Below are 24,570 nucleotides of genomic sequence, written 5' to 3' on the forward strand. Positions count from 1 at the left end.
GTCCCGCGCTCACCCCGGAGGCGATCATGACACGCCCTATCGGATTTCCCTTCCTGCGTCCCCTGGCCGCGGCCGTCCTGTTCGCCACGGGCGCGGCCCAGGCGCAAACCTATGCGCCGCCGCCCGCCCCCGCCTATGACGCGTCGGACCCCGCCAACGCCAACCTGGCGCCGGTGGACCGCAGCCCCACCCCGCCGCCGCCCCTGCCCGTCTACACCCAGCCGCCGCCGCCCGCCGACGGCTATATCTGGGTGCCCGGCTACTGGAGCCTGAACCGCAACGGCTACTTCTGGGTGCCGGGCGCCTGGGTGCTGGCGCCGTACACCGGCGCGCTGTGGACGCCGGGGTACTGGGGTTTCGTCGACGGCATCTATCTGTGGCACGCCGGCTACTGGGGGCCGCACATCGGATTCTACGGCGGCATCAACTACGGCTTCGGTTATATCGGCATCGGTTTCGTGGGTGGCTACTGGAACCACGACCGCTACTTCTACAACCGCGCGGTGACCAATGTGAACGTCACCCATATCACCAACGTGTATACGCACAACGTGGTGGTCAACAACATCGACAACCGCCGCATCAGCTACAACGGCGGTCCGAACGGCATCCGGCGCATGGCCGACCCGCGCGAGGCTGCCGCGCGCAACGAAGCCCACATCCCGCCCACCGCCGCGCAGCGCAACTTCGCGCGCTCGGCCGGCGCCGATCGCGGGCAGTTCTTCGAGCACAACCAGGGCCGCCCGCCGCGCGCCTTCATGGAGCACGGCCCCGGACCGGGCGCCGGCTCCCGGCCCGATGGCGCACCGAGTCCCGGCGCCGGCCCGCGTCCTGGCGCGGGCCCGGACGGAGGCCGGCCCGGCCCCGGCGGCCGCAATGCCGGCGGTCCCAATGCGGACAGGGCCAGCTTCGGAGGCCCGAACGCAGCAAGCCCCAACGCCGGCCGGCCCGATGGCGCAGGCCCGCGAGGCGATCGCCACAACGATTCCGGCTTCCGCAGCACCAGCACCGCGCCGCGTCCGGACTCGAACCCCGGCGGCCCCGGCCCGCGCCCGAACGAGCGCGCCGCGCCGCCGCAGGGCCGCGAGGCGCAGCCTCCTCGCCCGCAGGTCCAGGCACCGCCGCAGGTTCGCGAACAGGCGCCGCAGCCCCGCATGCAGCGGCCGGAACGCGGCCCCGACAATCTGGCGCAGCCCACGCACAACGAACGGCAGCGCGGCCCGCAGATGGAAGCGCCGCGCGCGCAGCCGGCCAGCGCGCCGCAGGCCAATCGGCCAGCGCCGCCGCAGCGGCATGAAGAGCGCGGCGGCGACCGTCCGGAGCGAGGCGGCGGTGATCGGGGCGGCGGCAATCGCGGCGGCGGCGGCGGGCATGGCCGCGATTGAACCCTTCCCGCGCTGCCAGCCGATGCGCGCGCGATCCCGGTCTGGCGCCGCGTCATGCGCGGACGCTGGACCCTGACGGCGCGCGACGCTACAGTGCATCAGGCGCGCGGCCCATGCGGCAGCCTCCCCGGCCCATGCCGTCCGCGCCGCCCTTTCCCCGACACGCCCCCTGGAGTTCGCCATGAATCGCCTCGTCTCCCGCCTGCTGCTTTGCGGCCTGCTCGCCAGCCCCGCCGTCCACGCCGCGCTGCCCGCCGGCGCGCCGGCGCCGGACTTCAGCACGCAGGCCTCGCTGGGCGGACAGGTCTATGCCTTCAAGCTGAACGAGGCGCTCAAGCAAGGCCCGGTGGTGCTGTATTTCTTCCCCGCCGCCTTCACGCAGGGCTGCACGATCGAGGCGCACAACTTCGCCGAGGCGACCGATGAATACAAGGCGCTGGGCGCGACGGTGATCGGCGTGTCCACCGACAACATCGACACGCTGAACAAGTTCTCGGTCAGCGAGTGCCGAGGCAAGTTCGCGGTGGCCGCCGATGGCGACGGCAAGATCATGAAGTCCTACGACGCGGTGCACGACCGCCGGCCCGAGATGGCCCAGCGCGTGTCCTATGTGATTTCGCCAACGGGCAAGGTGCTGTATTCGTACACCGACATGAGCCCCGAGCACCACGTCGCCAACACGCTGCGCGCGCTGCGCGAGTGGAAGGCCGGCAAGCCCTGACCGGACCTGGCCGCCGCACGGCAAGCGGCGGCGTTCGGCCAGGCTAGGCCCAGGGCCAGACCGTGGGATGCGTGCCTGGCGGACAGGACGGCCGCGTCCAGCGCGCCGGCGTCTGCGAGAACTGCGCGGCATGGCGCAAGGCGACCAGCTCGCCAAAGCCCGAGGATTCCGTTTGCAGGTAGGCATCGATGGCCGGCATGGGCGTGGCCAGCCCGCCCTCGATGCGGCCCAGGCCGCGCAACCAGTGCGCGGTCTGCGCCAGCGACACGCGCACATGCCAGCTGCCGCCCTCGGTGGCCTGGCGCGCCAGCGCGGCCTGCGCGACGAAGGCCATCAGGTAGCCGGAAGCGTGGTCCAGGATCTGCATGGGCAACGGCCTGGGCGCCGGCTGTCCGGCGGCCTGGGCTTCGGCATGGTTGAAGCCGGACGCGGTCTGCACCAATGAATCAAAGCCCCGGCGCCTGGCCCAGGGGCCGTGCTCGCCATAGGCCGACAGCGATACATAGACAATGCCCGGCCGGATCCGCGCCGCGTCCTGCGGACCGAAGCCCTGCGCCGCCATGGCGCCAGGCCGGTAACCCTGCACAAACACATGCGCGCTGCGCAGCAGGTTGCCCAGCGCGATGCGGCCATCGGCCGTGTCCAGGTCGGCGAACACGGACAGCTTGCCCCGGCTGGTGTCGATGATGTTGTCGATGTTCGGAAGGTTCGGCGAATTCACCAGCATCACGTCGGCGCCATAGGCGGCCAGCGCGCGGCCGCAGACCGGGCCGGCGATGATGCGGGTCAGGTCGAGCACGCGGATGTCCGTGAGCGGGCGCGGATCCTGGCCATACTTGGGCAAGGGACGCGGATCGGCCTCGCCGATGCGTTCCAGCGTGAACAGCGGCTGCGCGGCGACGGCCTGGCCCTGCGGATGCTGGTCCCATTCATCGAAGCTGCGCATGGCGGCGACCACCATGCCGGCGTCGGCGGCGGCCTGCTCGAAATCGACGGCGTTCCAGCGCGCCAGCGCCCGCTCGATGGCGGCGCGGGTCGTGCCTTCGCCCGGCGGGCAGCCCAGCAAGGCCAGCGCGCCGTCGCGATGGTGGGCGAAGTTGGCGTGGATGCGCACCCAGCCGCCATCGCCGCAGCGATACGCGCCCGTGATGGGGTCGTGGGGATCCAGCGTGACGCCGTTGATGCGGAAGTAGCTGCGGCATTCCTGCGCCGCATGCAGCATGTCGACGCTGACCTGCTGGCGCGCGCCGCCGCGCAGATGCCAGATCTCGGCGGCGGCCAGCGCGGCGGCGGCCATGCTGGCTTGCGCCGCCTGCCCGACGGCGAAGGACGAAGGCAGGACGGGATCGGCGCCGGTCAGCGACACATGCGCCAGCGCTTCATCGGGCATGCCGGCCGCTTGCCATAGCGCCTGCAGGACATTGCGCGATGTGGTGCCGGAGGAGGAGCGTCCCTTCAGGAAGGACGGGCGGAGGTCCATCAGATTTCCCATGGCGTCAGTCATCTTGCGGTGGTCTTCGTTCCGATTACATTGCCCAAGGTCCGGTCCGTCAATACGCGAACGGCGCGAGCGTGTTTCATGGTTTGACCAGATGCCGCCGCCCGCGAGCATCGCGCCCGATCGGCTGGTCACATCTGCTCGTAGTTTTTACATCGGCTGCCAGGCAGCCGCGCCGGCGCGCGGACCGAGGCGCGCGGGATAGAATGCCAGCCTTGCCGCAAGCCGGCACGATCCCACGCCCCTACGCCCTGGACCGCCCCATGCATACGCTGTTCTGGCTGCGCACCGATCTGCGCGCGCACGACAATCCCGCCCTGGCCGCCGCCGCGCGTGACGGCACGGTCACAGCGCTGTTCCTGGCGGCGCCCGGACAATGGAAGCAGCATGGCGACGCGCCGGCCAAGGTCGACTTCTGGCTGCGCAACCTGCACGCGCTGTCGCGCGACCTGCAGGCCCTGGGCATTCCCCTGAAGCTGTTGACGGTGCGCGACTGGCGCGAGGCGCCGGACGCCATCGCGCGCTTCTGCGCGGACCACGACATCGCACAGGTCCACGCCAACGCGGAGTGGGGCCTGAACGAGCGCCGCCGCGACGAGGCCGTGGCCGCCGCGCTGCGCGAAGCCGACGTGGATTGGACCCTGCACCAGGGCGGCACGCTGCTGCCGCCGGGCTCGGTACTGACCGGCAAGGGCGAGTGCTACCGCGTCTACACGCCCTATGCGCGCGCCTGCCGCGAGAAGCTGCGCAGCGCGCCGCTGGCGGCGGTCGCCGCGCCCCGTGCGCAGACGCCGCCGGCCTGGAGCGCGGACGCGCTGCCCGACCGCTTCGACGGCTTCGACCCGCCTTCGGACGCGGTGCGCGCGCTATGGCCCGCCGGCGAGGATGCCGCCAGCGAGCGGCTGGCCGGCTTTGTCGACGAGGCCATCGAATCCTACCAGGGCGACCGCGACTTCCCGTCGCGGCCCGGCACGAGTTGCCTGTCGCCCTATCTGGCGGCCGGCGTGCTGTCGGCCGGCCAGGCGCTGCGCGCGGCGCAGGCGGCGAACCTGGGCGAGCTGGACAGCGGCAAGGCCGGCATCGCCACCTGGATCAATGAACTGCTGTGGCGCGAGTTCTACCAACACCTGCTGGCCGCCTATCCCGAGCTGTCCATGCACCGGCCCATGAAGCCGGAAACCGTCCATGTGCCCTGGCGCGACGCGCCCGAGGACCTGCTCGCCTGGCAGCAAGGCAAGACCGGCATCCCCATCGTCGACGCCGCCATGCGCCAGCTGCTGGCGCTGGGCTGGATGCACAACCGGTTGCGCATGGTGACGGCCATGTTCCTGTCCAAGAACCTGCTGATCGACTGGCGCCTGGGCGAGGCCTGGTTCATGGCGCATCTGGTGGACGGCGACCTGGCCGCCAACAACGGCGGCTGGCAATGGAGCGCGTCCACCGGCGCCGACGCGGTGCCCTACTTCCGCGTGTTCAATCCGCTGTCGCAATCGCGCAAGTTCGATCCGGACGGCGCGTTCCTGCGCGAATGGCTGCCCGAGCTGGCGCACCTGCCCGGCGACGCCATCCACGAGCCCAGCCCGATGGAGCGCGCGGCCGCCGGCTACCCGGCGCCCATCGTGGACCTGGCCGGCAGCCGGCTGCGCGCGCTGGAAGCGTTCGGCAAGCTGCCGCGCGCCTGAACCGGCGGGCATCGCGCGCCGGTTCCAGGGTCCGAGGCGCGCCAATACCGCGCCGCCGGGACGCGCCCCTTGCCGCGCACCCAAAGCCGACCATCACATCACGCCGCGCCCCGCTCCGCGCGTTTACGTTTTGCATAATTTTCAAATATCTTGACCTAAATCAAGATCGCCCTGGCGTCCCTCCCCGATGATCCGGCTGCAACTCGCCAACGCCCATCACAGGACGACAGACGCATGCGCAACAACCAGCCGGTGTACGACCAGGAATACACGCTGCACGATGAGCAGTATCTGATTTCCCGCACGGATGCGCGCGGCCGCATCATCTACGCCAACCCGGCGTTCGTCGAAGTCAGCGGTTTCTCGCGCGAAGAGCTGGTGGGCTCGGCCCACAACATCGTGCGCCATCCCGACATGCCGGAAGAGGCCTTCGCCGACCTCTGGCGCACCATCCAGCGCGGCGATTCGTGGACCGGCGTGGTCAAGAACCGGCGCAAGGACGGCGGCTATTACTGGGTGCTGGCCAACGTCACGCCCATCATGGAGCGCGGCGAGACCATCTGCTACGCCTCGGTGCGCGTCAAGCCCACGCGCGAGCAGGTCGAGGCCGCCGAGGCGGTCTATGCGCGGCTGCGCAGCGGTGCGCGCGGCGTCCGCCTGAGCGCGGGCCAGCCCAAGCCCACCGGGCTGCGCGGCCTGCTGGCGCGGCTGATGCTGTGGCGCCTGACTGGCGTGCGCTCGCGCATGCTGGCCTGGGCCTGCCTGGCCTGTGCGCTGTTCCTGGGCGCGTCAGGCGTGGCCATCGCCGCGCTGTATGACAGCATGGACACGCGCGAGCTGGCCGCCGCCGGCGCGCTGCTGGCCGCCGGCGTGGCGCTGATCTTCGCCTCGGGCTGGGGCTTCGCGCGCTCCATCACCGGCCTGCTGGTCACGGCCACCGACTTCACCCGGCAGATCGCGGCGGGCAATCTCAGCACGCCGCTGCCGCCGGCCAGCCTGCGCGACGAGATCGGCGCGCTGAAGTTCTCGCTGGAAGTGATGCGCAAGAGCCTGGTCAGCATCACCCGCGACGTGCACCAGGGCATCGAGAGCGCGCTGCATTCGGCCGCCGAGATCGCCGACGGCAACGCCGACCTGTCGGCGCACACGCAGCGCCAGGCGGCCTCGCTGGAAGAAGCGGCCGCCAGCATGGCGCAGCTGGCGTCCACCGTGAAGCAGAACGCGTCCAGCGCCTACGAGGCCGACCAGAAGGCCGGCCAGGCCACCGACGTGGCGCGGCGCGGCGGCGAGGTGGTGGGCGACGCGGTCCAGGCCATGCAAGGCATCGTGCAGAGCACGTCGCGGATTTCGGAGATCGTCGGCATCATCGACGGCATCGCCTTCCAGACCAACATCCTGGCGCTCAATGCCGCCGTGGAAGCCGCCCGGGCAGGCGGCGCCGGCAAGGGTTTCGCGGTGGTGGCGGCCGAGGTGCGCAGCCTGGCGCAGAAGAGCGGCACGGCGGCGCGCGAGATCAAGGAACTGATCGAAACGTCCAACCAGCGGGTAACCGAAGGCGTGCGCCATGTGGAGCGCGCCGGCGACGCCATGCTGGACATCGAGACCTCCGTGAAGCAGGTGACGCAGATCGTCAATGAGATCGCCGCCATCTCGTCCGAGCAGCACACCGGCATCGACAATGTCAGCCGCACCATTTCCGAGACCGACACCGCCGCGCAGCGCAATGCGGCGCGGGTGGAACAGGCCAGCCTGGCGGTGGACAATCTGCGCACGCGCGGCGCGCACCTGCGCCATGCGATCGAGGTGTTCAGGGTTGCCGGCGCCCAGGGCGCCATGCCCAGGCGTCCCATGGCGCAGGCCGAGCCCCTGCCCTCGCCGCGCAGGCAGATTCCGCTGCTGGAACGGCAACTGCCCTGAAAACAGGCGGGAACCTTCGCCCGCCGCCGGTTACCCACGCCCTTTACCCCGGAGCGTGACATGCAAGCCAACGCCACCGCCGAGCTGAAGGACTGGATCGGGCAGATCGAATCCGCGCTGGGAGTCATCATCGGCGCCACCGACGAAGGGGCGTTCAGCCTCTATACGCGCGGCAACCGCGCCATCTTGATCGAGCCGGTGCGCGGGCAGCCGGCATTGGTGCTGACGGGCGCCTTGTCGGAAACCGACGAGACCATGTCCGCCAACCTGTTCCGGGCCTTGCTCGCGGCCAATGTGGTGCCCGGCATGGCCTATCCCAGCAGCATCGGGCTGCACCCTGCGGAACAGACCCTGATACTGCGCCTGCTGTGGGCGCCGGCGGAGGACGGCTGGCGGGGCGAGGCCTTTCTTGAGCTGCTTGCGGCCTTTGGCGTGCAGGTCGATGCGCTGGCCGGCGCCATCGCCAGCCGCCAGATCGAGAGCCTGCTCGCGCAGGCGGATGATCTGCCTGAGCCGGCCTTGTCGGACGATGTCCAGCAGTTCATTTGATCGGGGAACCGCGACATGAGCACGCCATTCAACAGCATAGGCGCCAGCCCCAACCCCATGTTCAATACCCACGCCGGCGCGACCGAGTCGCAGCGCGGCGCGGGCGACGCGCAAAAGACGCTCAACGATTCGGCCAGCGCCATGAATGCGGTCGGCGAAGCGTTCGTGCAGAAGGACACGCCGAAACATCTCTTCAGCCTCGTGCAGCGCCAGCTCGGCATCGGCAGCGCCACGCTGGGCTTCGTCAAGGGCTGCCAGACAGGAGACGCGGGCGCCGTGATCTCCTCCGGCTCCACCCTGGCGAGCGAAATCACCAAGGGTCCGCTGACGGACGCAATGAAAGAGGCGCTGGGCGTATCCACGCCCAAGAAGCCGCCGGGCATCAAGTTCGGCCTGATCGCCGACTCGGTGGAAATGATCGTGGATATCGGCAAGGGCGTGCAACAGAACGACCTGAAGCAGGTCGCGCTGAGCAGCGTGAAACTGGGCGCGCACGTGCTGACCAAGGGCAGCCCGTTCGCCATGCTGACGCTGAACCTGGGCATGGATGCCGTCGACACCATCGCGAAGGACCCGCAGGGCTATTCACGCTATCTCAACCAGACGCGGCAGCTGGCGCGCGCGGGCGCGACGCTCGACGACGCGTTCGGCGGCCCGATCTAGGCTTCCTTGTCCAGCCGCTTCATGAAGACCTGCAGCTCCTTCACCACCTGCTGGTCGCCGCGCGCCCGCGCCGCTTCCAGGCCGGACTCCCAGGCCGCGCGCGCGCCGGCCTTGTCGCCCTGCCCCAGGCAGGCCTTGCCCAGCCATTTCCAGGCCACCGAATAGTCGGGATCGAATTCCAGCGCCACGCGCAGATGCCGCTCGGCGTCGCCGAAGCAGTCCTGCTCGGCGTAGGCCTTGCCCAGCGAGAAGCGCAGCAGCATGTTGTCGGTACCCTTGGCCAGCATGGTCTCCAGGCGTTCTGTCATTCCTTGCATGGTCGGGCTCCTTGTGCTTGCGGCGGTGGCGTAGGCGACATCATAGGCGGGCGGCGCGGATAAAGCGGCAATGGCCCCGCTTGATACAGGGATAGCGCGCCGGCCGGACGGCCCCGCTCGCGCGCCCTGCCGGCCCGGCTACAACCATCCGTTTCCGTGCGTTTCAAGTCGCGGCGAAACGGGAATGTCCGGGCGATGATGCCGTCATATGCTTGATCGCGCGCCCATTTCCTGGTGTCCGTCCATGCCCATCTTGCACCGCCGCATTCCGCCGCGTCTCGCCCCCCTCCTGCTGCTGCCGCTGGCGGCCGCCGCGCTGGCCCAGCCGCCGACGGCGGACCCGGCGCGCGAGGCCGCGCTGGTCAACCGCATCACCTGGGGCGCCACGCCGGCCGAGCTGGCCCGCATCCGCGAACTGGGGCCGGACCGCTATCTGCAGGCCCAGCTGCACCCTGCCCCCGGCGCCGCGCTGCCGGCCGAGGTGCAGCGGCGCATCGACGCCCTGCCGATCTCACGGCAATCGGACGAGGATGCGCAGGCCGAACAGCGCAGGCTGCGCCAGGACGCCAAGGACCAGACGCCCGACGCCCGGGTCCAGGCGCAGCGGGACGCGCGCGTGATCGCCCGCGACCGCGCCGACGCCACGGCCGACCGCGCGGTCTGGCGCGCGCTGTACTCGCCCAACCAGCTGCAGGAGCAGATGACCTGGTTCTGGATGAACCACTTCAACGTCTACGCCCCCAAGGGCGACGTGGGCGCTTTCATCGGCAGCTATGAAGACCGCGCCATCCGGCCGCACGCGCTGGGCAAGTTCCGCGACCTGCTGGCCGCGACCATCCGCTCGCCAGCCATGCTGCTGTACCTGGACAACGCGCAGAACGCGGCCGGCAAGATCAACGAGAACTATGCACGCGAGCTGATGGAGCTGCACACGCTGGGCGTGAAAGGCGGCTATACGCAGACGGACGTGCAGGAGCTGGCGCGCATTCTCACCGGCCTGGGCATCGGCCGGCGCCAGGAGCCGCCCAAGGTGCGGCCCGAGCTGCGCGCGCAGGTGGTGCAGGACGGGCTGTTCCTGTTCAATCCGGCGCGCCACGACTACGGCGACAAGCAGTTCCTGGGCCACCGCATCGCCGGCGCCGGCCTGTCCGAGGTCGACCAGGCCGTGGACCTGCTGGCGCGCCATCCGGCCACCGCGCATTTCATCAGCGCTAAGCTGGCGGCCTATTTCCTGGGCGACGCGCCGCCGCCCGCGCTGGTCGACAGGATGGCGCGCACCTTCCTGGCCAGTGACGGCGACATCGCCGCCGTGCTGCAGACGCTGTATGCCTCGCCCGAATTCGCGCGCTCGCTGGACGCCGGCGTGTTCAAGGATCCGGTGCACTATGTGTATTCGTCGCTGCGGCTGGCCTATGCTGGCATGCCGACCATCGTCAATCCCCGGCCCGCGCTGAACCTGCTGCGCCAGCTCGGCCAGCCGCTGAACCAGCGCCTCACGCCCGACGGCTACCCGCTGGCGCAATCGGACTGGGCCGGCCCCGGCCAGATGACGGCGCGCTTCGAGACGGCGCGCGCGATCGCCGCCGCGCCGCCGAACTTCTACCGCGATCCCGCCGAGAACCCGCAGCAGCAGCAGCAGCAGCAACAGCAACAACAACAGCAACAACAACAACAACAACAACAACAACAACAACAACAAACGCAAGCGCCGCAGCCGCCCTCACCTCGCCTGCCCGACCTGCTCAAGGCCTACGCCGGCACCGGACTGTTCGACCGGCTCTCGCCCGACACCCGCCAGGCGCTGGCGCAGGCCGCCAACCCCCGCGACGCCAATACCTATCTGCTGGCCTCGCCCGAGTTCATGCGGCGCTAGCCCCCGTCCGCACGACAAGGCTCCCGTCCGCCCCGGAGATCACCATGCACCGTCGCCGCCTGCTCCAACTCATGGCCGCCGCCCCCTTCGCGCTGGGCGCCAGCCGCCTCTACGCCGCGCCGGCCGCGCGGGACAACCGGCTGCTGGTCGTGTTCATGCGCGGCGCCTACGACGCCGCCAGCCTGCTGGTGCCGGCCGCCAGCGACTTCTATTACGCGTCGCGGCCCACCATCGCCATCCCCCGGCCCGGCAGCGGCGCGGACGCCGCGCTGCCGCTGGCCGACGGCTGGGCGTTGCATCCCGCGCTGGCCGCCAGCCTGATGCCGTTCTACCAGCGGCGCGAGCTGGCCTTCCTGCCCTTCGCCGGCACCGAGGACACCAGCCGCAGCCACTTCGAGACGCAGAACCGCATCGAGCTGGGACAGGGGCTGGACAAGGGCGGCGCCGGCTACGGCTCGGGCTTTCTGAACCGGTTGGCGGGCGTGCTGGGCGATGAGCGCGGACAGGCCGCCGCCTTCACCGTCGACGTGCCGCAGATCTGCCGAGGCGCGGCCCACGTGCCCAACGTGGACCTGGGTGGCGCCAGCCGCCAGTCGCGGCTGAACGACAGGGACAACCAGGCCATCGCGTCGATGTACCGGCGCACCGAGCTGAACGCGACCGTGGCGGAGGGCCAGCGCATCATGAGCGCGGCGCGCCAGGAAATGGACGCGGAGATGCAGGCCGCCAACGGCAACGCCGTGTCGGCCGACCGGCTCGAACAGGAGGCGCGGCGCATCGCCCGCTTCATGCGCGACCAATACAACCTGGGTTTCGTCGACGTGGGCGGCTGGGACACCCATGTGGGCCAGGGCGGTGCCAGCGGCGCGCTGGCCACGCGGCTGGGCCAGCTGGGACGGGCGCTGGCGGCCTACGCCGACGCCATGGGCGATGCCTGGAAGCGGACCACGGTGGTGGTCATCAGCGAATTCGGCCGCACCTTCCGCGAGAACGGCAACAAGGGCACCGACCATGGCCACGGCACCGTGTACTGGGTGATGGGCGGCGCGGTGCGCGGCGGACGCATCGCCGGCCGCCAGGTCGAGGTGCGCCGCGACACCCTGTTCCAGGACCGCGACTACCCGGTGCTGAACGAGTACCGCGCCGTCTTCGCCGGCCTGTTCGCGCGCCTGTACGGACTGGACGCGGCCCGACTGGCGCAGGTGTTTCCGGGCGTCCGGCCGCTGGACCTGAAACTGGTCTGAACGCGGGCGCGAGTCCGCCAGCCCGGCCGGGACGCAAGCGCTCATTTCCACGACGCCGGCAGGGCATTGCGCCGGACGCGGCGACGCCTTGTTCTAGAATTCGTGGGTTTCCCCGTGCCGCCGGGCGTCCTGTCCCGGGACCGCCCCCTTCCCGCCTCTTTCCATGCCCTTGCACCTCATCGCGCTGGCCGCCGCCGCTTTCGGCATCGGCACCAGCGAATTCGTCATCATGGGCCTGCTGCCCGACGTGGCCGCCGACCTGGGCGTGTCGATCGACATCGCCGGCCTCTTGATCACCGGCTACGCCATGGGCGTGGTGATCGGCGCGCCCATCATGGCCATCATCACCGCCCGGCTGCCGCGCAAGACCACGCTGATCGGGCTGGCCAGCACCTTCGTGATCGGCAACCTGCTGTGCGCGCTGGCGCCCGGCTACGCCACGCTGATGGCGGCGCGCGTGTTCACGGCCTTCTGCCACGGCGCCTTCTTCGGCATCGGCGCGGTGGTGGCCGCCGACCTGGTGCCGCGCAACCAGCGCTCCAGCGCCATCGCGCTGATGTTCACCGGCCTGACGCTGGCCAATGTGCTGGGCGTGCCGCTGGGCACGGCGCTGGGCCAGGCCGCCGGCTGGCGCTCGACCTTCTGGGTGGTCAGCGGCATCGGCCTGCTCGCCGTGGCGGCGCTGGCGGCCTGGCTGCCGGCCCGCATCCCCATGCAGCCCGGCAACATCCTGCGCGAATTCAAGGTGCTGCGCGATCCGCGCGTGCTGTGGCCGCTGGCCGCCAGCGTGCTGGCCTCGGCCGCGCTGTTCTGCGTGCTGACCTATATCGCGCCGCTGCTGCGCGACGTGACCGGCGTGTCCGAGCGCGGCGTCACCGGCGTGCTGCTGCTGTTCGGCGTGGCGCTGACCGTGGGCAGCACGCTGGGCGGCCGGCTGGGCGACCGCAACCTGGAATTCTGGCTGACGCGCATGTTCGCGGGGCTGGTGCTGGTGTTCCTGGCGCTGTCGCAGGCCGTGCACGCGCTGGCGCCCATGCTGGCGCTGGTGTTCGTCTGGGGCACGCTGGGCTTCGCGCTAGTGCCGCTGCTGCAGACGCTGATCGTGGACCAGGCGGCCGAGGCGCCCAACCTGGCGTCCACCTTGAACCAGGGCGCCTTCAACCTGGGCAACGCCGGCGGCGCCTGGCTGGGCAGCATGGCGCTGGGCAGCGGCCTGCCGCTGACCGGCCTGCCGTGGATGTCCGCCGCCATCGCCATGGCGGCGCTGCTGCTGACGCTGTGGGGCACCCGCCGCCACGGCCGCCGCGCGGCTACACTGGCCGGACAAGCCGGCGGCGAGGCCCTGCCGCTGCGCTCGAACGCCTGATCTGGAGTCCCCATGAGCACGATCTACGATTTCTCCGCCCGCGGCATCGACGGCACCGAGCAAGCGCTGGACCAGTACCGCGGCCGCGTGCTGCTGATCGTGAACGTGGCGTCCAAATGCGGCTTCACGCCGCAGTACGCCGGCCTGGAAACGCTGTACCAGGCGCACCGCGACGCCGGCCTGACGGTGCTGGGCTTTCCCTGCGACCAGTTCGGCCACCAGGAGCCGGGCTCCGAGGAAGAGATCCGCGCCTTCTGCGCCACCAAGTACGACATCAGCTTTCCGCTGCACGCCAAGATCGAGGTCAATGGCGCCGACGCGCACCCGCTGTACCGCTGGCTCAAGGGCGAGAAGCCCGGCGTCTTCGGCACCGAGGGCATCAAGTGGAACTTCACCAAGTTCCTGGTCGGCCGCGACGGCCAGGTGATCCGGCGCTACGCGCCCACGGACACGCCGGCCGGGATCGAGAAGGACATCCTGCGGGCCCTGGCGGCGCCGGCGGGCTGAGATCGCCAGATCTCGACGCCAGCCGACCCGGGCCGGCGTCAGCCGCGCCTGTCGGGACCGAGCGCGATCGCGGCAAGGTCGACGTACCGGAACTCGGACCGGGCCCGCTTGATCGCGTCCATGTCCAGCGTGACGGTCAGGACCTGCGGCTGTTCCGTGCTGGCGATCGCGAGCACGCGCCCGAACGGATCGGCCACCTGGCTTTCGCCGCTGAATGTGTAGCGGTCGCCCGCGCCTACCCGATTGGCCATGAGCACATAGACCTGGTTCTCCAGGGCCCGGACCGGAACGACGCGACGGTGTACATGCCCATGAGGCTTCATCATGCCGTCCAGCACAAGGATGATTTCAGCGCCCTTGTTCGCCAGCATGCGCGCGGTCTCGGGGAATTCGATGTCGAAGCAGATCAGCAGGCCCACGCGGATGCCGTTCCAGCGACAGACGGGAAACTCGGCGCCCGGCTTGAACACCCCAAGGTCGGACTCATAAAGGTGCGTCTTGCGGTAGCTGAGAAGCAGCCCGCCCTCGTGATCGATCAGCACGGCGGTATTGTAGAAACGCTCGCCATCGCGCTCGGCCAGCCCGATCGCCACGCTGACGCCGGCCTGCCGGGCGGCGTCGCGCAGCGCGGAAAGGGACGGGCCATCCAGCGGTTCCGCCAGCCGGGCCACGTTCTGCGGCGTGGGAAAGCCCGGGATGTATGTTTCGGAGAAGACCACCAGATCAACCTGGCCCGCGCATTGCGCGATGAGGGCGAGCGCCTGATTCAGATTGGCGGCGATGTCGCCATCGCCCAGGGTCGACTGGATCAGACGGATGCGAGGCCCGTTCATTGCTCGATCTCCGCGATGTGTTGCGCCATTGACGCCAGGTCGCTGTCCCGCAGGCCCGCGATGACGCGCTCCTCCGCGCGCAGGTCGATGGAACGGCCCAGCGCGAGATAGACCGATCCGGCGACGAGCAGGCCGACCAGCCAGGCGATATCCACGCCGTGCATCCGTTGGGCGAAGTAGCCCACGAAAATGGCCTGCCCCGACGCGGCATCGACGATGTGGAAGAACGGCACCATGCTGGCAAAGCCGATCAGATAGGCGGCGATGCCGCGCGCCTGCCAGGCGCCATAGATGCCCTTGGGCGTGAAGAAATGCGGGATCGCATAGCGTCCCTTGCGGACCAGGAAATAGTCGACCAGGTTCACCGCCGTCCAGGGCACCAGGAAGTACAGCAGCAGCACGAGGAACGTGCCCAGCAGCGCGATGCCATTGCCCCTGGCCAGCAGCGCGCAGGCAAGCAGGACGCCGCTGATGGCCAGTACCGCCGCCACGCGCGCGGCGCGGGTCGGCCGGATCCTGCGAAACGAATCCACGGCGGTCAGCAGCGTCAGCATCGCGCTGTAGGTGTTCAGCGCGATGACCGGCAGGAAGCCCGCGACCGACACGATGACGAAAACCCTGCCCAGGCCGGGATACAGGGCCGAGCCCACATCATTCAACGCAACCAGGGCATCCGACGCGTGCAGCCGTTGCGCGAGCCAGGCGCCCAGGCCGATCATCCAGGCGCCGGACAGCGACGCCCCCAGGAAGATCGCGGCGATCAGCCTTGCCCGGCGGGTATCCCGGGGCAGATAGCGAGAGTAGTCGGACACATAGGGCGCATACGAGAGGTTGTAGCTGGCGCTGATCGCGAACTGCGTCAGGAACGCCACCCAGCTGAATCCGGGATACGCCGGCGCGGCCGCCGGGCCGCTGCCGACGCCCAGGGCCAGCGCGACGGTCGCCAGCGCGTACAGCGGCAGCGTGGCCATCAGCGCCCACTTGAATGCGCGGTGCATCAGGTCGTGCCCGTAGATCGCCAGCAGGCCGCCCGCGACGGTGACGGCGATCGCCACGGCGACGGGATCCAGTCCGAAGACCAGATTCAGCCCGCCCATGATCAGCGAGACGTTGACCACGTTGAAGCCGACGAATACGAAGAGCGTGGCCGCCAGCGCCAGCGCGACGCCTCGGTAGCCGAACTGCGCGCGCGACTGGATCATCTGCGGCAGCCCCATCTCCGGCCCCTGCGATCCATGGAATGCCATGAAGACCGTGCCGAACATGACGCCCAGCGCGCCGGCAAGCGCGGTCCATGCCGCCGACAGGCCCATGCCCGGCCCGACGAAGCCGATCGAGATCGTGAAGAAGTGAAGGTTTCCCAGAAACCAGAACGGCCCCTGGCTGCGCAGCTTCGCGTGCCGCTCGTGCCCGGGAATGTAGTCGATCGATCGGCTTTCTATCCCGCGCCCCGATTCCGGGCCGGCGAGGCTCGCGCTGTGTGGTGCATCCATGTTGGGCAATGTCCTGGCCAGGAAGCGCTCTGACCGGGCTCGCCGACGATTCGGTTTGCGGGCAGAGGCAGTGGTCGGCATTACCCTAGGCTCATCACGACGGACAGGCCATGGGATGTTTCCGAATTCACTGGCAGGATTCGTCGGACTTTGCATCCAACATGGCGCGATGCCTGCCGTCAGGGATCGGCCGGCGTGCTGGCTGACGGGCCAGCCGCCATCACCGCAACGGCGGCAACCTGCGCCGCACCGTGCGCGCCTTGACGATGGACGTGTTGGTCTCGGCGTATTCCGTCACCCTCTCCAGGATCCCGTCCAGGTGCGAGATCGAGCGCAGCACCAGCCGGGCGATGAAGCAGTCATCGCCCGTGACCTTGTCGCATTCGATGAAATCCGGGATCTCCTGGATCAGCCCTTCCACGTGCCGCAGCTGGCCCGGCAAGGGGCGGATGCGGACGATGGCTTCCAGCGTGTAGCCCAGCGCGACCGGGTCCACGTCGACGGTATAGGCGCGGATGACGCCGGAGTCTTCCAGGCGCCGCAGCCGGTCCGCCACGCTAGGCGCCGACATGCCGACCTGGCGCGCGAGGTCGGCGGTGGTGGTGCGGGCATTGGCCGACAGCATCTCCACCAGGCGGCGGTCGATGCCGTCCAGGACCGGGTTTTCATTCTTTAGGTCGTTTTGCATATATTCCACCTAAAAGAAGGTTTAAAAATGGAAATGCCGAAGCCTAATCATATAACCAGCTTTATCTGCCTGGGATAATTTCTCCATCAAATATCAGCGCCGGCGCCCGGTCCGGCTGGAGAGATCATCATGAACCCGAATTCCGAACGCGTGGGCCTGGCGCAGATGGCCGCGGCCATGACCCTGTCGGGCACCTTGGGCGTGTTCGTGCTGGAGTCCGGGCAGAGCGCCTGGAACGTGGTGTTCTTCCGTTGCCTGTTCGGCGCGCTGTCGCTGCTGGCGTATTGCTGGGCGCGCGGCCTGCTGCGCCCCGGGCTGTACACGCGCCGCACGCTGGCCCTGGCGCTGGTGGCCGGCGCCGCGCTGGTGCTGAACTGGGTGCTGCTGTTCTCGGCCTACCGGCTGGCCTCGATCTCGCTGGCCACGGCGGTCTACAACGTGCAACCCTTCTTCCTGATCGGGCTGGGCGTGCTGTTCCTGGGCGAGCGGCCCAGCGCCGGCAAGCTGGCCTGGTCGGTGGTGGCCTTCGCCGGCCTGCTGCTGGTGCTGCGGCTGTGGGACGCGCGCGCCGACGGCGGCGACTACCTGGCCGGCCTGGCGCTGGGCCTGGGCGCGGCCGCGCTGTATGGCGTCACCGCCGTCATCGTCAAGCGCCTGAAGGCGATTCCGCCGCAGGTGCTGGCGCTGACACAGGTGACGCTGGGCGCCGTCATGCTGCTGCCGATGGCCAATTTCAGCGCCCTGCCCGCCTCGCCGCTGCAATGGAGCTACCTGGTCGCGCTGGGGCTGGTCCATACCTGCCTGATGTACATCCTGATGTACTCCGCCATCCAGAAGCTGCCGACCACGTCCACCGCCGCGCTCAGCTTCATCTACCCGGCCGTGGCCATCCTGCTGGACCTGCTGGTGTATGGCCATCGCATGGACATGGCGCAGATCGCCGGCGTGGCGCTGATCTTCCTGGCCGCCGCCGGCGTCAGCCTGAATTGGAGCTGGCGCCTGCCGCGCGGCCGCGCCGGCCACGGCGCCGCTTCCTGAGTTCCGGCTTTCATAACCGCGCCCGCCCCCCGGTTATTGGGGCGCGGGCCTGCGCGTCCCCGCTATCATGGCCTTCCCCACCCGCCGGCTATCGCCGGCGGGGCCCAGGGCGCGCTCGCCCTGACCGCAAAGGACACCCGCCATGATCGATCTCCATTACTGGACCACCCCCAACGGTCACAAGATCACGCTGTTCCTCGAAGAAACCGGCCTGCCGTACCGCATCCATCCGGTGAACATCAGCAAGGGCGACCAGTTCAAGCCCGAGTTCCTGGCCATCGCGCCGAACAACCGCATCCCCGCCATCGTGGACCAGGCGCCGGCCGACGGCGGCGGTCCGCTGTCGCTGTTCGAATCCGGCGCCATCCTGCTGTACCTGGCCGAGAAGACCGGCCGCTTCCTGCCGGCCGACCTGCGTGGCCGCCAGGAAGTGTCGCAATGGCTGTTCTGGCAGATGGGCGGGCTGGGCCCCATGGCCGGGCAGAACCACCATTTCTCGGGCTATGCGCCTGAGCGCATTCCCTACGCCATCGAGCGCTACGTCAAGGAAACCAACCGCCTGTACGGCGTGCTGAACAAGCGCCTGGCCGACCGCGAATTCGTCGCCGGCGACTACTCGATCGCCGACATGGCCGCCTATCCCTGGATCGTGCCGCACGCCAAGCAGGGCCAGGACCTGAACGACTTCCCGCACCTGAAGCGCTGGTTCGACGCCATCGCCGCGCGCCCGGCGACCCAGCGCGCCTATGCGCTGGCCGACCAGATCAATACCGCGCCCTCTGTCGGCGACGAGGAGTCGCGCCGCATCCTGTTCGGCCAGACCGCGCAGAACGTGACGCGCTGAGGAGGCCGCCATGTCCATCCCGACCCCGCAGTTCCGCCGCGCGCGCGCCGAGGACCTGCCCGCCATCGTCGCCCTGCTGGCCGACGACGCGCTGGGCGCCACGCGCGAGGATCCCTCGCTGCCCGTCAACGCGCGCTACCAGGACGCGTTCGCCGCCATCGACCGCGATCCCAACCAGTTCCTGGCCGTGGTTGAGCTGGATTCAAGCATTGCCGGCTGTTTGCAGTTATCGTTCATCCCCGGCCTGTCGCGCCTGGGGCTGTGGCGCGGACAGATCGAAAGCGTGCGCATCGCCGCCGGACTGCGTGGCGCCGGCCTGGGCCGCGCCATGTTCGAATGGGCGATCGCGCAGTGCCGCGAGCGCGGCTGCGGCCTGGTGCAATTGACCACCGACCGCGCGCGGCCGGACGCGCGCCGGTTCTACGAGAGCCTGGGCTTCGCGGCCAGCCACGACGGCATGAAACTGAATCTAGAGCATTAGAAAGGAGCGCCCATGCATGGCGAATACAAGGTCCCTGGCGGCAAGCTGGTCGTCGCGGACGTGGAGGTGCGCGATGGCCGGCTGGCCGACGTGCGCATCAGCGGAGACTTCTTCCTGGAGCCGCCCGAGGCGCTGGAAGCGATCAACCGCGGCCTGACCGGCATGCCGGCCGACGCCGGCGAGCTGGAGCTGGCGCTGGCGGTGCAATCGGCCCTGCCCTCCGACGCCGAGATGTTCGGCTTCTCGGCGGAGGCCGTAGCCGTGACCTTGCGGCGGGCCCTGGCATGAGCGCGAACCGCAGCGACTGGAACGACTACGACTGGCAGCTGATCCATGAAGGCCCGCAGCCGCCGGCGCTGCACATGGCGCTGGACGCGGCCATCACCGACGAGGTCGGCGCCGGGCTGCGCCCGCCCACGCTGCGCATCTGGGAATGGGCCGAGCCGGCCGTCGTCATCGGCCGCTTCCAGTCGCTCAAGAACGAGGTCGACCCCGACGGCGCCCAGCGCCACGGCATCACCGTGGTGCGGCGGGTCAGCGGCGGCGGCGCCATGTTCATGGAGCCGGGCAATTCCATCACCTATTCCCTGAGCGTGCCGCAGGCGCTGGTGCAGGGCATGAGCTTCCAGGAATCCTATGCCTTCCTGGACGCCTGGGTGCTGGAAGCCCTCAAGAGCCTGGGCATCAAGGCCTGGTATCAGCCGCTGAACGACATCGCCTCGGACCTGGGCAAGATCGGCGGCGCGGCGCAGGCGCGGCGTTCCGGCGCGGTGCTGCACCACGTCACCATGGCCTATGACATCGACGCCGATAAAATGGTGGAGGTCCTGCGCATCGGCCGCGAGAAGCTGTCGGACAAAGGCACCACCAGCGCGAAGAAGCGCGTCGACCCGCTGCGCACGCAGACGGGCCTGGCGCGCGCCGACGTGATCCAGCGCATGGTGGACACCTTCGCCGGCCTGCACCGCCTGAGCCCCGGCCAGATCGGCGAGGCAACGCTGGCGCGCGCGCAGGCCCAGGCCGACGAGAAGTTCTCGACAGCCGAGTGGACGGCGGTCGTGCCCTGAGCGCGGTCGCCTTGGTCTTGCCCCGTTTTACCTGGAGGTTCATGTCTATGCGTCGCACGTTAACGCACCGAGGCGCGGCTGGCGTCCTGTCCCTGGCCGCAGCGCTGGCGCTGGCGGGCTGCGGCAGTTCGCCGCCCGCCAACATCACGCTGGCCGCGCCCGCCGCTACGTCTTCAACCCCGGAGAAAGTGGGCGACCTGGCCACCGAGCGCATCAAATGGGCGTCCGACAAGCCCGACTGCAAGGGCGACTGCCCGCGCATCGAGATCGACAGCGTGGCCTTCCCCGGCATACCCAAGCTGACGGCGCTGGTCGACCATGTGCTGGCCTACATGACCGGCACCGACGCCCAGCGCCGCGGCCCCTATGAAACGCTGTCGGAATACACACAGTATTTCTGGCAGACCGCGCGGCCGCGCGATGCCACCTACTTCAAGGCGCGCGTGCGCGACACGGTCGGCGGCGTCGTCGCCATCGAGTTGCACACCGAGCAGTTCCTGACGGGCTCGGCCCACGGCATTCCCGCCACCCAGTTCCTGAACTGGGAACTCGCCCGCGGACGCGTGATGGCGCTGGACGAGGCGCTGATTCCCGGCCGCCGCGCCGAGTACGTGACCGCGCTGCGCCGGGCCCACGCCAAGTGGCTGCAGGGCAACGCCGACGCCCGCCGCGACCCGGCGGCCTACGACAAGATGTGGCCGTTCCAGGAGAACGACAACTACGCGCTGACCCGCGACGGCATGGTCATCAAGTATCCGGCCTATTCGATCGCGCCTTACGCGCAGGGCGAGCCGGAGATCAGCATTCCGTACTCGGAACTGCGCGGCATCCTCAAGCCCGAGCTGCTGCCGGCGTCCTGATCGCGCCGGCCGACGCCCCCGTGGCGGCGCCGGCGGACGGACCGACGCAAGCGCGCCGGCCGCCCAAATGGAGATCGCCCCTTGCGGGGCGATCTCCTTATTGTCTTCCTCCGGCTCCCCGGCGGAACGCCTGACGGCGTCCCGCCAGTTCGGGTATCACGGATACAGGCCGCGCACCTGGCGGGCTTGCAGGATCCGCGTGCACGCCACGATGAAGGCGGCGGTGCGCAGCGTGACCTTGTGCTCGCGCGCCACTTGCGAAATGCCGGCGTAGGCTTCGCGCATGATGCGCTCCAGGCGCTGGTTGATCTCGTCCTCGCTCCAGAAGAAGCTGGAGAAGTCCTGCACCCACTCGAAGTACGACACCGTCACGCCGCCGGCGTTGGCCAGCACGTCCGGCACCACGTACACGCCGTGCTCGAACAGGATGTCGTCGGCTTCCGGGGTGGTCGGGCCGTTGGCGCCTTCCACCACGATCTTGGCGCGCACCTTGGCGGCGTTCGCGGCGGTGATCTGGCTTTCCAGGGCGGCCGGGATCAGGAATTCGGTTTCCAGCGTCCAGAACTCGTTCTTGTCCATCGCCTGGCCGCCGGTGAAGCCGCCCACGCCGCCATGCTGCGACACGTGCGACAACAGCTTGTGCACGTCCAGGCCGGCCGCGTTGTGCACGGTGCCGGTGTGATCCTGGGCGGCGATGACCTTGGCGCCGGCCTCATGGAACAGGCGGGCGGCGGTGCCGCCGACGTTGCCGAAGCCCTGCACCACCACGCGCGCGCCGGCGACGTTGATGTTCAGGTCGCGCGCGGCTTCGCAGCCCACCACGAACACGCCGCGGCCGGTGGCCTCGACGCGGCCCAGGCTGCCGCCCAGCGCGATCGGCTTGCCGGTCACGACGCCGGTGGCGGTCGAGCCTTCGTTCATGGAGTACGTGTCCATCATCCAGGCCATGGTCTGGGCGTTGGTGTTCACGTCGGGAGCCGGAATGTCCTTGGACGGTCCGATGATCACACCGATTTCCGAGGTGTAGCGGCGCGTCACGCGCTCAAGCTCGGACAGCGACAGCGTGCGCGGGTCGACGCGGATGCCGCCCTTGGCGCCGCCGTAGGGCAGGTTCACCGCGGCGTTCTTGATCGACATCCAAGCCGACAGCGCCATGACTTCGGAGAGCGTCACGTCCTGGTGGAAGCGCACGCCGCCCTTGCCGGGGCCGCGCGAGGTGTTGTGCTGCACGCGATAGCCCTCGAAGTGGGCGATCTTGCCGTTATCCAGCTCGATGGGCACGTCGACGATCAGCGAGCGCTTCGGACGCTTCAGGGTCTCGACCCAGCGTGCCAGCGAACCGAGGTACGGGGTGACCCGGTCGACCTGCTGCAGGTAGTTGCCCCAGGGGCCGAGGTCGTCGGCGTTCAGATAAGACGGCAATGCGTGGGTGGGAGTTTGAGACATGAGCTGGCTCTCCTGACAAAGTTGCGCCATTTTATCCACGAAACCTATATCGTCCCCATTTTTAATGAAAATATTTTAAATGGGGGCATATATAAATCGGAGCCTTCCGAAAGGCGGACCTGCGTCCATTCGGCGCCTGCCCTCAGACGGCTTCCCGCCCTGCCTATCCTAGTGCGCGGCGGCGCCAGCGTCCATCCTCCGCCGGCATGTCGCACAGCATTGAATCCGTCACCCTGATCCCGCACAATGCGCAGGTTCCCGGCGACCGGCTGGGGATAGCGTGTGCGAGTCATTCCGCCGCCAGGCGGGAGTCCGGTCGCATGTGAAGACCTTGCATGTGAAGACCTAGCGTCTGAAGACCCTTATGAACCCTTAAAACATAGAGGATCTCATGTCGGATTTTGTCTTTGTCAATAACGATGACCAGCGCTACCGAACCCTGCAAAAGGGTTTCAACCTGCGTTTCCCCACCACCGGCGAGGGTGCGGACGCGATCTATGTCTGCCACGACGCGCAATCGGTGCTGGCCGCCGCCAACGACGCGCTGGCCAAGGGCTGCCGCATCACGGTGCGCAGCGGCGGCCATTGCTACGAAGGCTTCGTGGCGAACAAGCTGCCCGAGGACCACGGCAAGTCCCTTGCCATCATCGACATCGGCCTGGTGACGGGCCTGCGCTACAGCGAGGCCGGTGACGTGTCCTCGCCCTGGAACGCGTCGGCGCGCTACAAGTTCTCGGCCGCCGCCGGCAACCAGAACTGGGACGGCTACGTCAATCTGTACAAGTCGGCCAACCGGACCCTGCCCGGCGGCTCGTGCTATTCGGTGGGCGCGGGCGGCCACATCGTCGGCGGCGGCTATGGCCTGCTGTCGCGCCTGCAGGGCCTGACGGTCGACTGGCTGTCGGGCGTGGACATCCTGGTGCCCAAGGGCCCGGGCCAGAACGCCCTGGTCGCCAAGCACGTCAACCTGGCCAGCGTCGGCACCGACCGCGACCTGTTCATCGCATGCCGTGGCGGCGGTGGCGGCAACTACGGCATCATCCTGAACTACTACTTCGCGGAACTGCCCGTCGCGCCGCAGCAGGCCTACTGGCTGTCGCTGTCGTATCCCTGGGCCTCGTTCGGCACGGGCGCCACCGGCAAGGCCGCCTTCGGCCGCTTCATGAAGGCCTACTACCAGTGGTTCGCGGACAATGACGCCGACTGGAACAGCTCCGACCCGGCCAAGGCCAACGGCGGACTGTTCACGCTGCTGAAGGTGCAGCACCGCTCCACCGGCGACATCGTGCTCAACATCCAGTACACGGGCACGGACGGCAAGGTCGGCGGCGCGCGCGACCAGCCCTTCATCAACTTCGTCAACGCGATGAACGCGGCCGCCGCCACGGTGCCCAGCGTGAACATCGAGGCCAGCTGGCTCGGCCCGACGCGACGCCTGACCGAAGCGCCGCTGGACTTGTCCCATCCGGTGGACGATGCGCGACTGATGGACTGGCTATGGCTGACGCAGAACATCAACAGTTCGGGCAGCAACCAGCGCGGCAAGTACAAGTCTTCTTACCACCGCGCGAACTTCACCGATGTGCAAATCACCGCCATGTGGGAGTACCTGAACGCCAATCCGAACCCGCGCCTGAACCAGGCCCTGATTCAGATCGATTCGTATGGCGGACGCATCAACCGCAACGATGAAACGCTCAACCCCACCAGCGTCCCGCAACGTTCCTCGCTGCTGAAGTCGCAGTTTCAGGTCTACTGGACCGATCCGGCCGACGACGAGTTCTATCTGAAGTGGATCTCTGACCTGTACGACGAGTACTTCGGGCAGTTCGGCGGCAAGCCGCTCTATGAGCCCGGCTCCCCGTTCGAGGGTTGCTACATCAACTACCCCGACGTGGACATGAAGTACACCAACCAGACCCACGCGCAGATCGATCCGGGCTGGCTGCACCTGTACTACGGCAACAAGGTCAACCAGCTGATCGCGACCAAGCGCTCGGTGGATCCCGACAATCTGTTCCATCACCAGATGTCGATTCCGCTGACGCCGCCGGCCTGACGGGCCGAGACGGGAACGGCGCGCGGAACCTGCCGGTTC

At 69.0% G+C, this 24,570-nt stretch carries 23 protein-coding genes; 17 read left to right on the forward strand and 6 right to left on the reverse strand.

The features are described from left to right. Positions 1-26 precede the first annotated feature (26 nt). Together AC6LJ9_RS04930 and AC6LJ9_RS04935 are read left to right on the forward strand one after the other, a co-directional pair. Complete coding sequence (locus AC6LJ9_RS04930) at positions 27-1,385, forward strand: YXWGXW repeat-containing protein (RefSeq protein ID WP_498146652.1); 1,359 nt, start codon at positions 27-29, stop codon at positions 1,383-1,385. A 181-nt stretch (positions 1,386-1,566) separates the two neighbouring features. Then, the gene (locus AC6LJ9_RS04935) at positions 1,567-2,106 is read left to right on the forward strand and encodes a peroxiredoxin (protein ID WP_498146653.1); all 540 of its coding nucleotides are present in this window, start codon (positions 1,567-1,569) and stop codon (positions 2,104-2,106) included. A 43-nt stretch (positions 2,107-2,149) separates the two neighbouring features. Here the strand turns inward: AC6LJ9_RS04935 and AC6LJ9_RS04940 are convergent, their stop codons facing one another. Further along, positions 2,150-3,598 carry a CoA transferase gene (locus AC6LJ9_RS04940; RefSeq protein ID WP_498146672.1) on the reverse strand — a complete coding sequence of 483 codons (1,449 nt, stop codon included), beginning with the start codon at positions 3,596-3,598 and terminating at the stop codon, positions 2,150-2,152. A gap of 269 nt (positions 3,599-3,867) precedes the next feature. Here AC6LJ9_RS04940 and phrB point away from each other — a divergent pair, with 269 nt between their 5' ends. The 4 genes from phrB to AC6LJ9_RS04960 all read left to right on the forward strand — a co-directional run bounded on the left by phrB (position 3,868) and on the right by AC6LJ9_RS04960 (position 8,415). Continuing rightward, positions 3,868-5,286 (forward strand): deoxyribodipyrimidine photo-lyase, encoded by a 1,419-nt coding sequence (phrB, locus tag AC6LJ9_RS04945; RefSeq protein ID WP_498146654.1) that lies wholly within the window; start codon positions 3,868-3,870, stop codon positions 5,284-5,286. A gap of 234 nt (positions 5,287-5,520) precedes the next feature. After that, positions 5,521-7,203 (forward strand): methyl-accepting chemotaxis protein, encoded by a 1,683-nt coding sequence (locus AC6LJ9_RS04950; RefSeq protein WP_498146655.1) that lies wholly within the window; start codon positions 5,521-5,523, stop codon positions 7,201-7,203. Between the two features lie 60 nt (positions 7,204-7,263). Then, positions 7,264-7,752, forward strand: coding sequence for a type III secretion system chaperone (locus tag AC6LJ9_RS04955; RefSeq protein WP_498146656.1), 489 nt, complete (start codon positions 7,264-7,266; stop codon positions 7,750-7,752). Between the two features lie 15 nt (positions 7,753-7,767). Continuing rightward, positions 7,768-8,415: a hypothetical protein gene (locus AC6LJ9_RS04960; RefSeq protein ID WP_498146657.1), complete on the forward strand. Its 648-nt coding sequence runs from the start codon at positions 7,768-7,770 to the stop codon at positions 8,413-8,415. Here AC6LJ9_RS04960 and AC6LJ9_RS04965 read toward each other — a convergent pair. Continuing rightward, positions 8,412-8,732, reverse strand: coding sequence for a hypothetical protein (locus AC6LJ9_RS04965; RefSeq protein ID WP_498146658.1), 321 nt, complete (start codon positions 8,730-8,732; stop codon positions 8,412-8,414). The two genes, AC6LJ9_RS04960 and AC6LJ9_RS04965, sit on opposite strands and share 4 nt — an antisense overlap. Before the next feature lie 244 nt (positions 8,733-8,976). Between AC6LJ9_RS04965 and AC6LJ9_RS04970 the strand changes: the two genes are divergently transcribed. From AC6LJ9_RS04970 to AC6LJ9_RS04985, 4 genes are all read left to right on the forward strand, one after another. After that, positions 8,977-10,605, forward strand: coding sequence for a DUF1800 domain-containing protein (locus AC6LJ9_RS04970; protein WP_498146659.1), 1,629 nt, complete (start codon positions 8,977-8,979; stop codon positions 10,603-10,605). 44 nt (positions 10,606-10,649) lie between these two features. After that, positions 10,650-11,849: a DUF1501 domain-containing protein gene (locus tag AC6LJ9_RS04975; RefSeq protein ID WP_498146660.1), complete on the forward strand. Its 1,200-nt coding sequence runs from the start codon at positions 10,650-10,652 to the stop codon at positions 11,847-11,849. 163 nt (positions 11,850-12,012) lie between these two features. Next, entirely contained in the window at positions 12,013-13,215 is a 1,203-nt protein-coding gene (locus tag AC6LJ9_RS04980) for an MFS transporter (protein WP_392409957.1), read from the forward strand. A 12-nt stretch (positions 13,216-13,227) separates the two neighbouring features. After that, positions 13,228-13,722 carry a glutathione peroxidase gene (locus AC6LJ9_RS04985; protein ID WP_498146661.1) on the forward strand — a complete coding sequence of 165 codons (495 nt, stop codon included), beginning with the start codon at positions 13,228-13,230 and terminating at the stop codon, positions 13,720-13,722. Positions 13,723-13,760: 38 nt separating this feature from the next. Here AC6LJ9_RS04985 and AC6LJ9_RS04990 read toward each other — a convergent pair whose 3' ends face one another. The 3 genes from AC6LJ9_RS04990 to AC6LJ9_RS05000 all read right to left on the reverse strand — a co-directional run bounded on the left by AC6LJ9_RS04990 (position 13,761) and on the right by AC6LJ9_RS05000 (position 16,736). After that, entirely contained in the window at positions 13,761-14,555 is a 795-nt protein-coding gene (locus AC6LJ9_RS04990) for a carbon-nitrogen hydrolase family protein (protein WP_498146662.1), read from the reverse strand. After that, positions 14,552-16,048 (reverse strand): purine-cytosine permease family protein, encoded by a 1,497-nt coding sequence (locus AC6LJ9_RS04995; RefSeq protein ID WP_498146663.1) that lies wholly within the window; start codon positions 16,046-16,048, stop codon positions 14,552-14,554. The genes AC6LJ9_RS04990 and AC6LJ9_RS04995 overlap by 4 nt, the downstream gene beginning before the upstream one ends. A 220-nt stretch (positions 16,049-16,268) precedes the next feature. Next, positions 16,269-16,736 (reverse strand): Lrp/AsnC family transcriptional regulator, encoded by a 468-nt coding sequence (locus AC6LJ9_RS05000; RefSeq protein ID WP_103274122.1) that lies wholly within the window; start codon positions 16,734-16,736, stop codon positions 16,269-16,271. A 129-nt stretch (positions 16,737-16,865) separates the two neighbouring features. Here AC6LJ9_RS05000 and AC6LJ9_RS05005 point away from each other — a divergent pair, with 129 nt between their 5' ends. The 6 genes from AC6LJ9_RS05005 to AC6LJ9_RS05030 all read left to right on the forward strand — a co-directional run bounded on the left by AC6LJ9_RS05005 (position 16,866) and on the right by AC6LJ9_RS05030 (position 21,026). After that, positions 16,866-17,774 (forward strand): DMT family transporter, encoded by a 909-nt coding sequence (locus tag AC6LJ9_RS05005; protein ID WP_498146664.1) that lies wholly within the window; start codon positions 16,866-16,868, stop codon positions 17,772-17,774. Between the two features lie 142 nt (positions 17,775-17,916). After that, on the forward strand, positions 17,917-18,618 hold the full coding sequence (locus AC6LJ9_RS05010; RefSeq protein WP_498146665.1) for a glutathione binding-like protein: 702 nt from the start codon (positions 17,917-17,919) through the stop codon (positions 18,616-18,618). Between the two features lie 10 nt (positions 18,619-18,628). Then, positions 18,629-19,099 (forward strand): GNAT family N-acetyltransferase, encoded by a 471-nt coding sequence (locus AC6LJ9_RS05015; protein WP_392409951.1) that lies wholly within the window; start codon positions 18,629-18,631, stop codon positions 19,097-19,099. Positions 19,100-19,111: 12 nt separating this feature from the next. After that, the gene (lplB, locus tag AC6LJ9_RS05020) at positions 19,112-19,387 is read left to right on the forward strand and encodes a lipoate-protein ligase small subunit (protein ID WP_103274118.1); all 276 of its coding nucleotides are present in this window, start codon (positions 19,112-19,114) and stop codon (positions 19,385-19,387) included. Beyond that, positions 19,384-20,166 carry a lipoate--protein ligase family protein gene (locus AC6LJ9_RS05025; protein ID WP_103274117.1) on the forward strand — a complete coding sequence of 261 codons (783 nt, stop codon included), beginning with the start codon at positions 19,384-19,386 and terminating at the stop codon, positions 20,164-20,166. The genes lplB and AC6LJ9_RS05025 overlap by 4 nt, the downstream gene beginning before the upstream one ends. A 41-nt stretch (positions 20,167-20,207) precedes the next feature. Beyond that, positions 20,208-21,026: an RsiV family protein gene (locus AC6LJ9_RS05030; protein WP_498146666.1), complete on the forward strand. Its 819-nt coding sequence runs from the start codon at positions 20,208-20,210 to the stop codon at positions 21,024-21,026. Positions 21,027-21,182: 156 nt separating this feature from the next. Here AC6LJ9_RS05030 and AC6LJ9_RS05035 read toward each other — a convergent pair whose 3' ends face one another. After that, entirely contained in the window at positions 21,183-22,472 is a 1,290-nt protein-coding gene (locus AC6LJ9_RS05035; protein WP_212318980.1) for a Glu/Leu/Phe/Val family dehydrogenase, read from the reverse strand. A gap of 391 nt (positions 22,473-22,863) precedes the next feature. Between AC6LJ9_RS05035 and AC6LJ9_RS05040 the strand changes: the two genes are divergently transcribed. Continuing rightward, positions 22,864-24,531, forward strand: a complete 1,668-nt coding sequence (locus AC6LJ9_RS05040) for a BBE domain-containing protein (RefSeq protein ID WP_498146667.1) — start codon at positions 22,864-22,866, stop codon at positions 24,529-24,531. The last annotated feature ends 39 nt before the right edge of the window (positions 24,532-24,570 follow it).

Source organism: Achromobacter sp. 1011811831 (assembly GCF_059760905.1).

Excerpts from the sequence above, each read along its gene's own strand:
- AC6LJ9_RS04935 (WP_498146653.1), top strand. The coding sequence starts at position 1,567 with ATGAATCGCCTCGTCTCCCGCCTGCTGCTTTGCGGCCTGCTCGCCAGC.
- AC6LJ9_RS04960 (WP_498146657.1), top strand. The coding sequence starts at position 7,768 with ATGAGCACGCCATTCAACAGCATAGGCGCCAGCCCCAACCCCATGTTC.
- AC6LJ9_RS04980 (WP_392409957.1), top strand. The coding sequence starts at position 12,013 with ATGCCCTTGCACCTCATCGCGCTGGCCGCCGCCGCTTTCGGCATCGGC.
- AC6LJ9_RS05040 (WP_498146667.1), top strand. The coding sequence starts at position 22,864 with ATGTCGGATTTTGTCTTTGTCAATAACGATGACCAGCGCTACCGAACC.
- AC6LJ9_RS04940 (WP_498146672.1), bottom strand. The coding sequence starts at position 3,598 with ATGGGAAATCTGATGGACCTCCGCCCGTCCTTCCTGAAGGGACGCTCC.
- AC6LJ9_RS04955 (WP_498146656.1), top strand. The coding sequence starts at position 7,264 with ATGCAAGCCAACGCCACCGCCGAGCTGAAGGACTGGATCGGGCAGATC.
- AC6LJ9_RS04985 (WP_498146661.1), top strand. The coding sequence starts at position 13,228 with ATGAGCACGATCTACGATTTCTCCGCCCGCGGCATCGACGGCACCGAG.
- AC6LJ9_RS05025 (WP_103274117.1), top strand. The coding sequence starts at position 19,384 with ATGAGCGCGAACCGCAGCGACTGGAACGACTACGACTGGCAGCTGATC.
- lplB (WP_103274118.1), top strand. The coding sequence starts at position 19,112 with ATGCATGGCGAATACAAGGTCCCTGGCGGCAAGCTGGTCGTCGCGGAC.
- AC6LJ9_RS05000 (WP_103274122.1), bottom strand. The coding sequence starts at position 16,736 with ATGCAAAACGACCTAAAGAATGAAAACCCGGTCCTGGACGGCATCGAC.
- AC6LJ9_RS04950 (WP_498146655.1), top strand. The coding sequence starts at position 5,521 with ATGCGCAACAACCAGCCGGTGTACGACCAGGAATACACGCTGCACGAT.
- AC6LJ9_RS05010 (WP_498146665.1), top strand. The coding sequence starts at position 17,917 with ATGATCGATCTCCATTACTGGACCACCCCCAACGGTCACAAGATCACG.
- AC6LJ9_RS05035 (WP_212318980.1), bottom strand. The coding sequence starts at position 22,472 with ATGTCTCAAACTCCCACCCACGCATTGCCGTCTTATCTGAACGCCGAC.
- AC6LJ9_RS04970 (WP_498146659.1), top strand. The coding sequence starts at position 8,977 with ATGCCCATCTTGCACCGCCGCATTCCGCCGCGTCTCGCCCCCCTCCTG.
- AC6LJ9_RS04995 (WP_498146663.1), bottom strand. The coding sequence starts at position 16,048 with ATGGATGCACCACACAGCGCGAGCCTCGCCGGCCCGGAATCGGGGCGC.
- AC6LJ9_RS05005 (WP_498146664.1), top strand. The coding sequence starts at position 16,866 with ATGAACCCGAATTCCGAACGCGTGGGCCTGGCGCAGATGGCCGCGGCC.
- AC6LJ9_RS05015 (WP_392409951.1), top strand. The coding sequence starts at position 18,629 with ATGTCCATCCCGACCCCGCAGTTCCGCCGCGCGCGCGCCGAGGACCTG.
- AC6LJ9_RS04975 (WP_498146660.1), top strand. The coding sequence starts at position 10,650 with ATGCACCGTCGCCGCCTGCTCCAACTCATGGCCGCCGCCCCCTTCGCG.
- phrB (WP_498146654.1), top strand. The coding sequence starts at position 3,868 with ATGCATACGCTGTTCTGGCTGCGCACCGATCTGCGCGCGCACGACAAT.
- AC6LJ9_RS05030 (WP_498146666.1), top strand. The coding sequence starts at position 20,208 with ATGTCTATGCGTCGCACGTTAACGCACCGAGGCGCGGCTGGCGTCCTG.
- AC6LJ9_RS04930 (WP_498146652.1), top strand. The coding sequence starts at position 27 with ATGACACGCCCTATCGGATTTCCCTTCCTGCGTCCCCTGGCCGCGGCC.
- AC6LJ9_RS04965 (WP_498146658.1), bottom strand. The coding sequence starts at position 8,732 with ATGCAAGGAATGACAGAACGCCTGGAGACCATGCTGGCCAAGGGTACC.
- AC6LJ9_RS04990 (WP_498146662.1), bottom strand. The coding sequence starts at position 14,555 with ATGAACGGGCCTCGCATCCGTCTGATCCAGTCGACCCTGGGCGATGGC.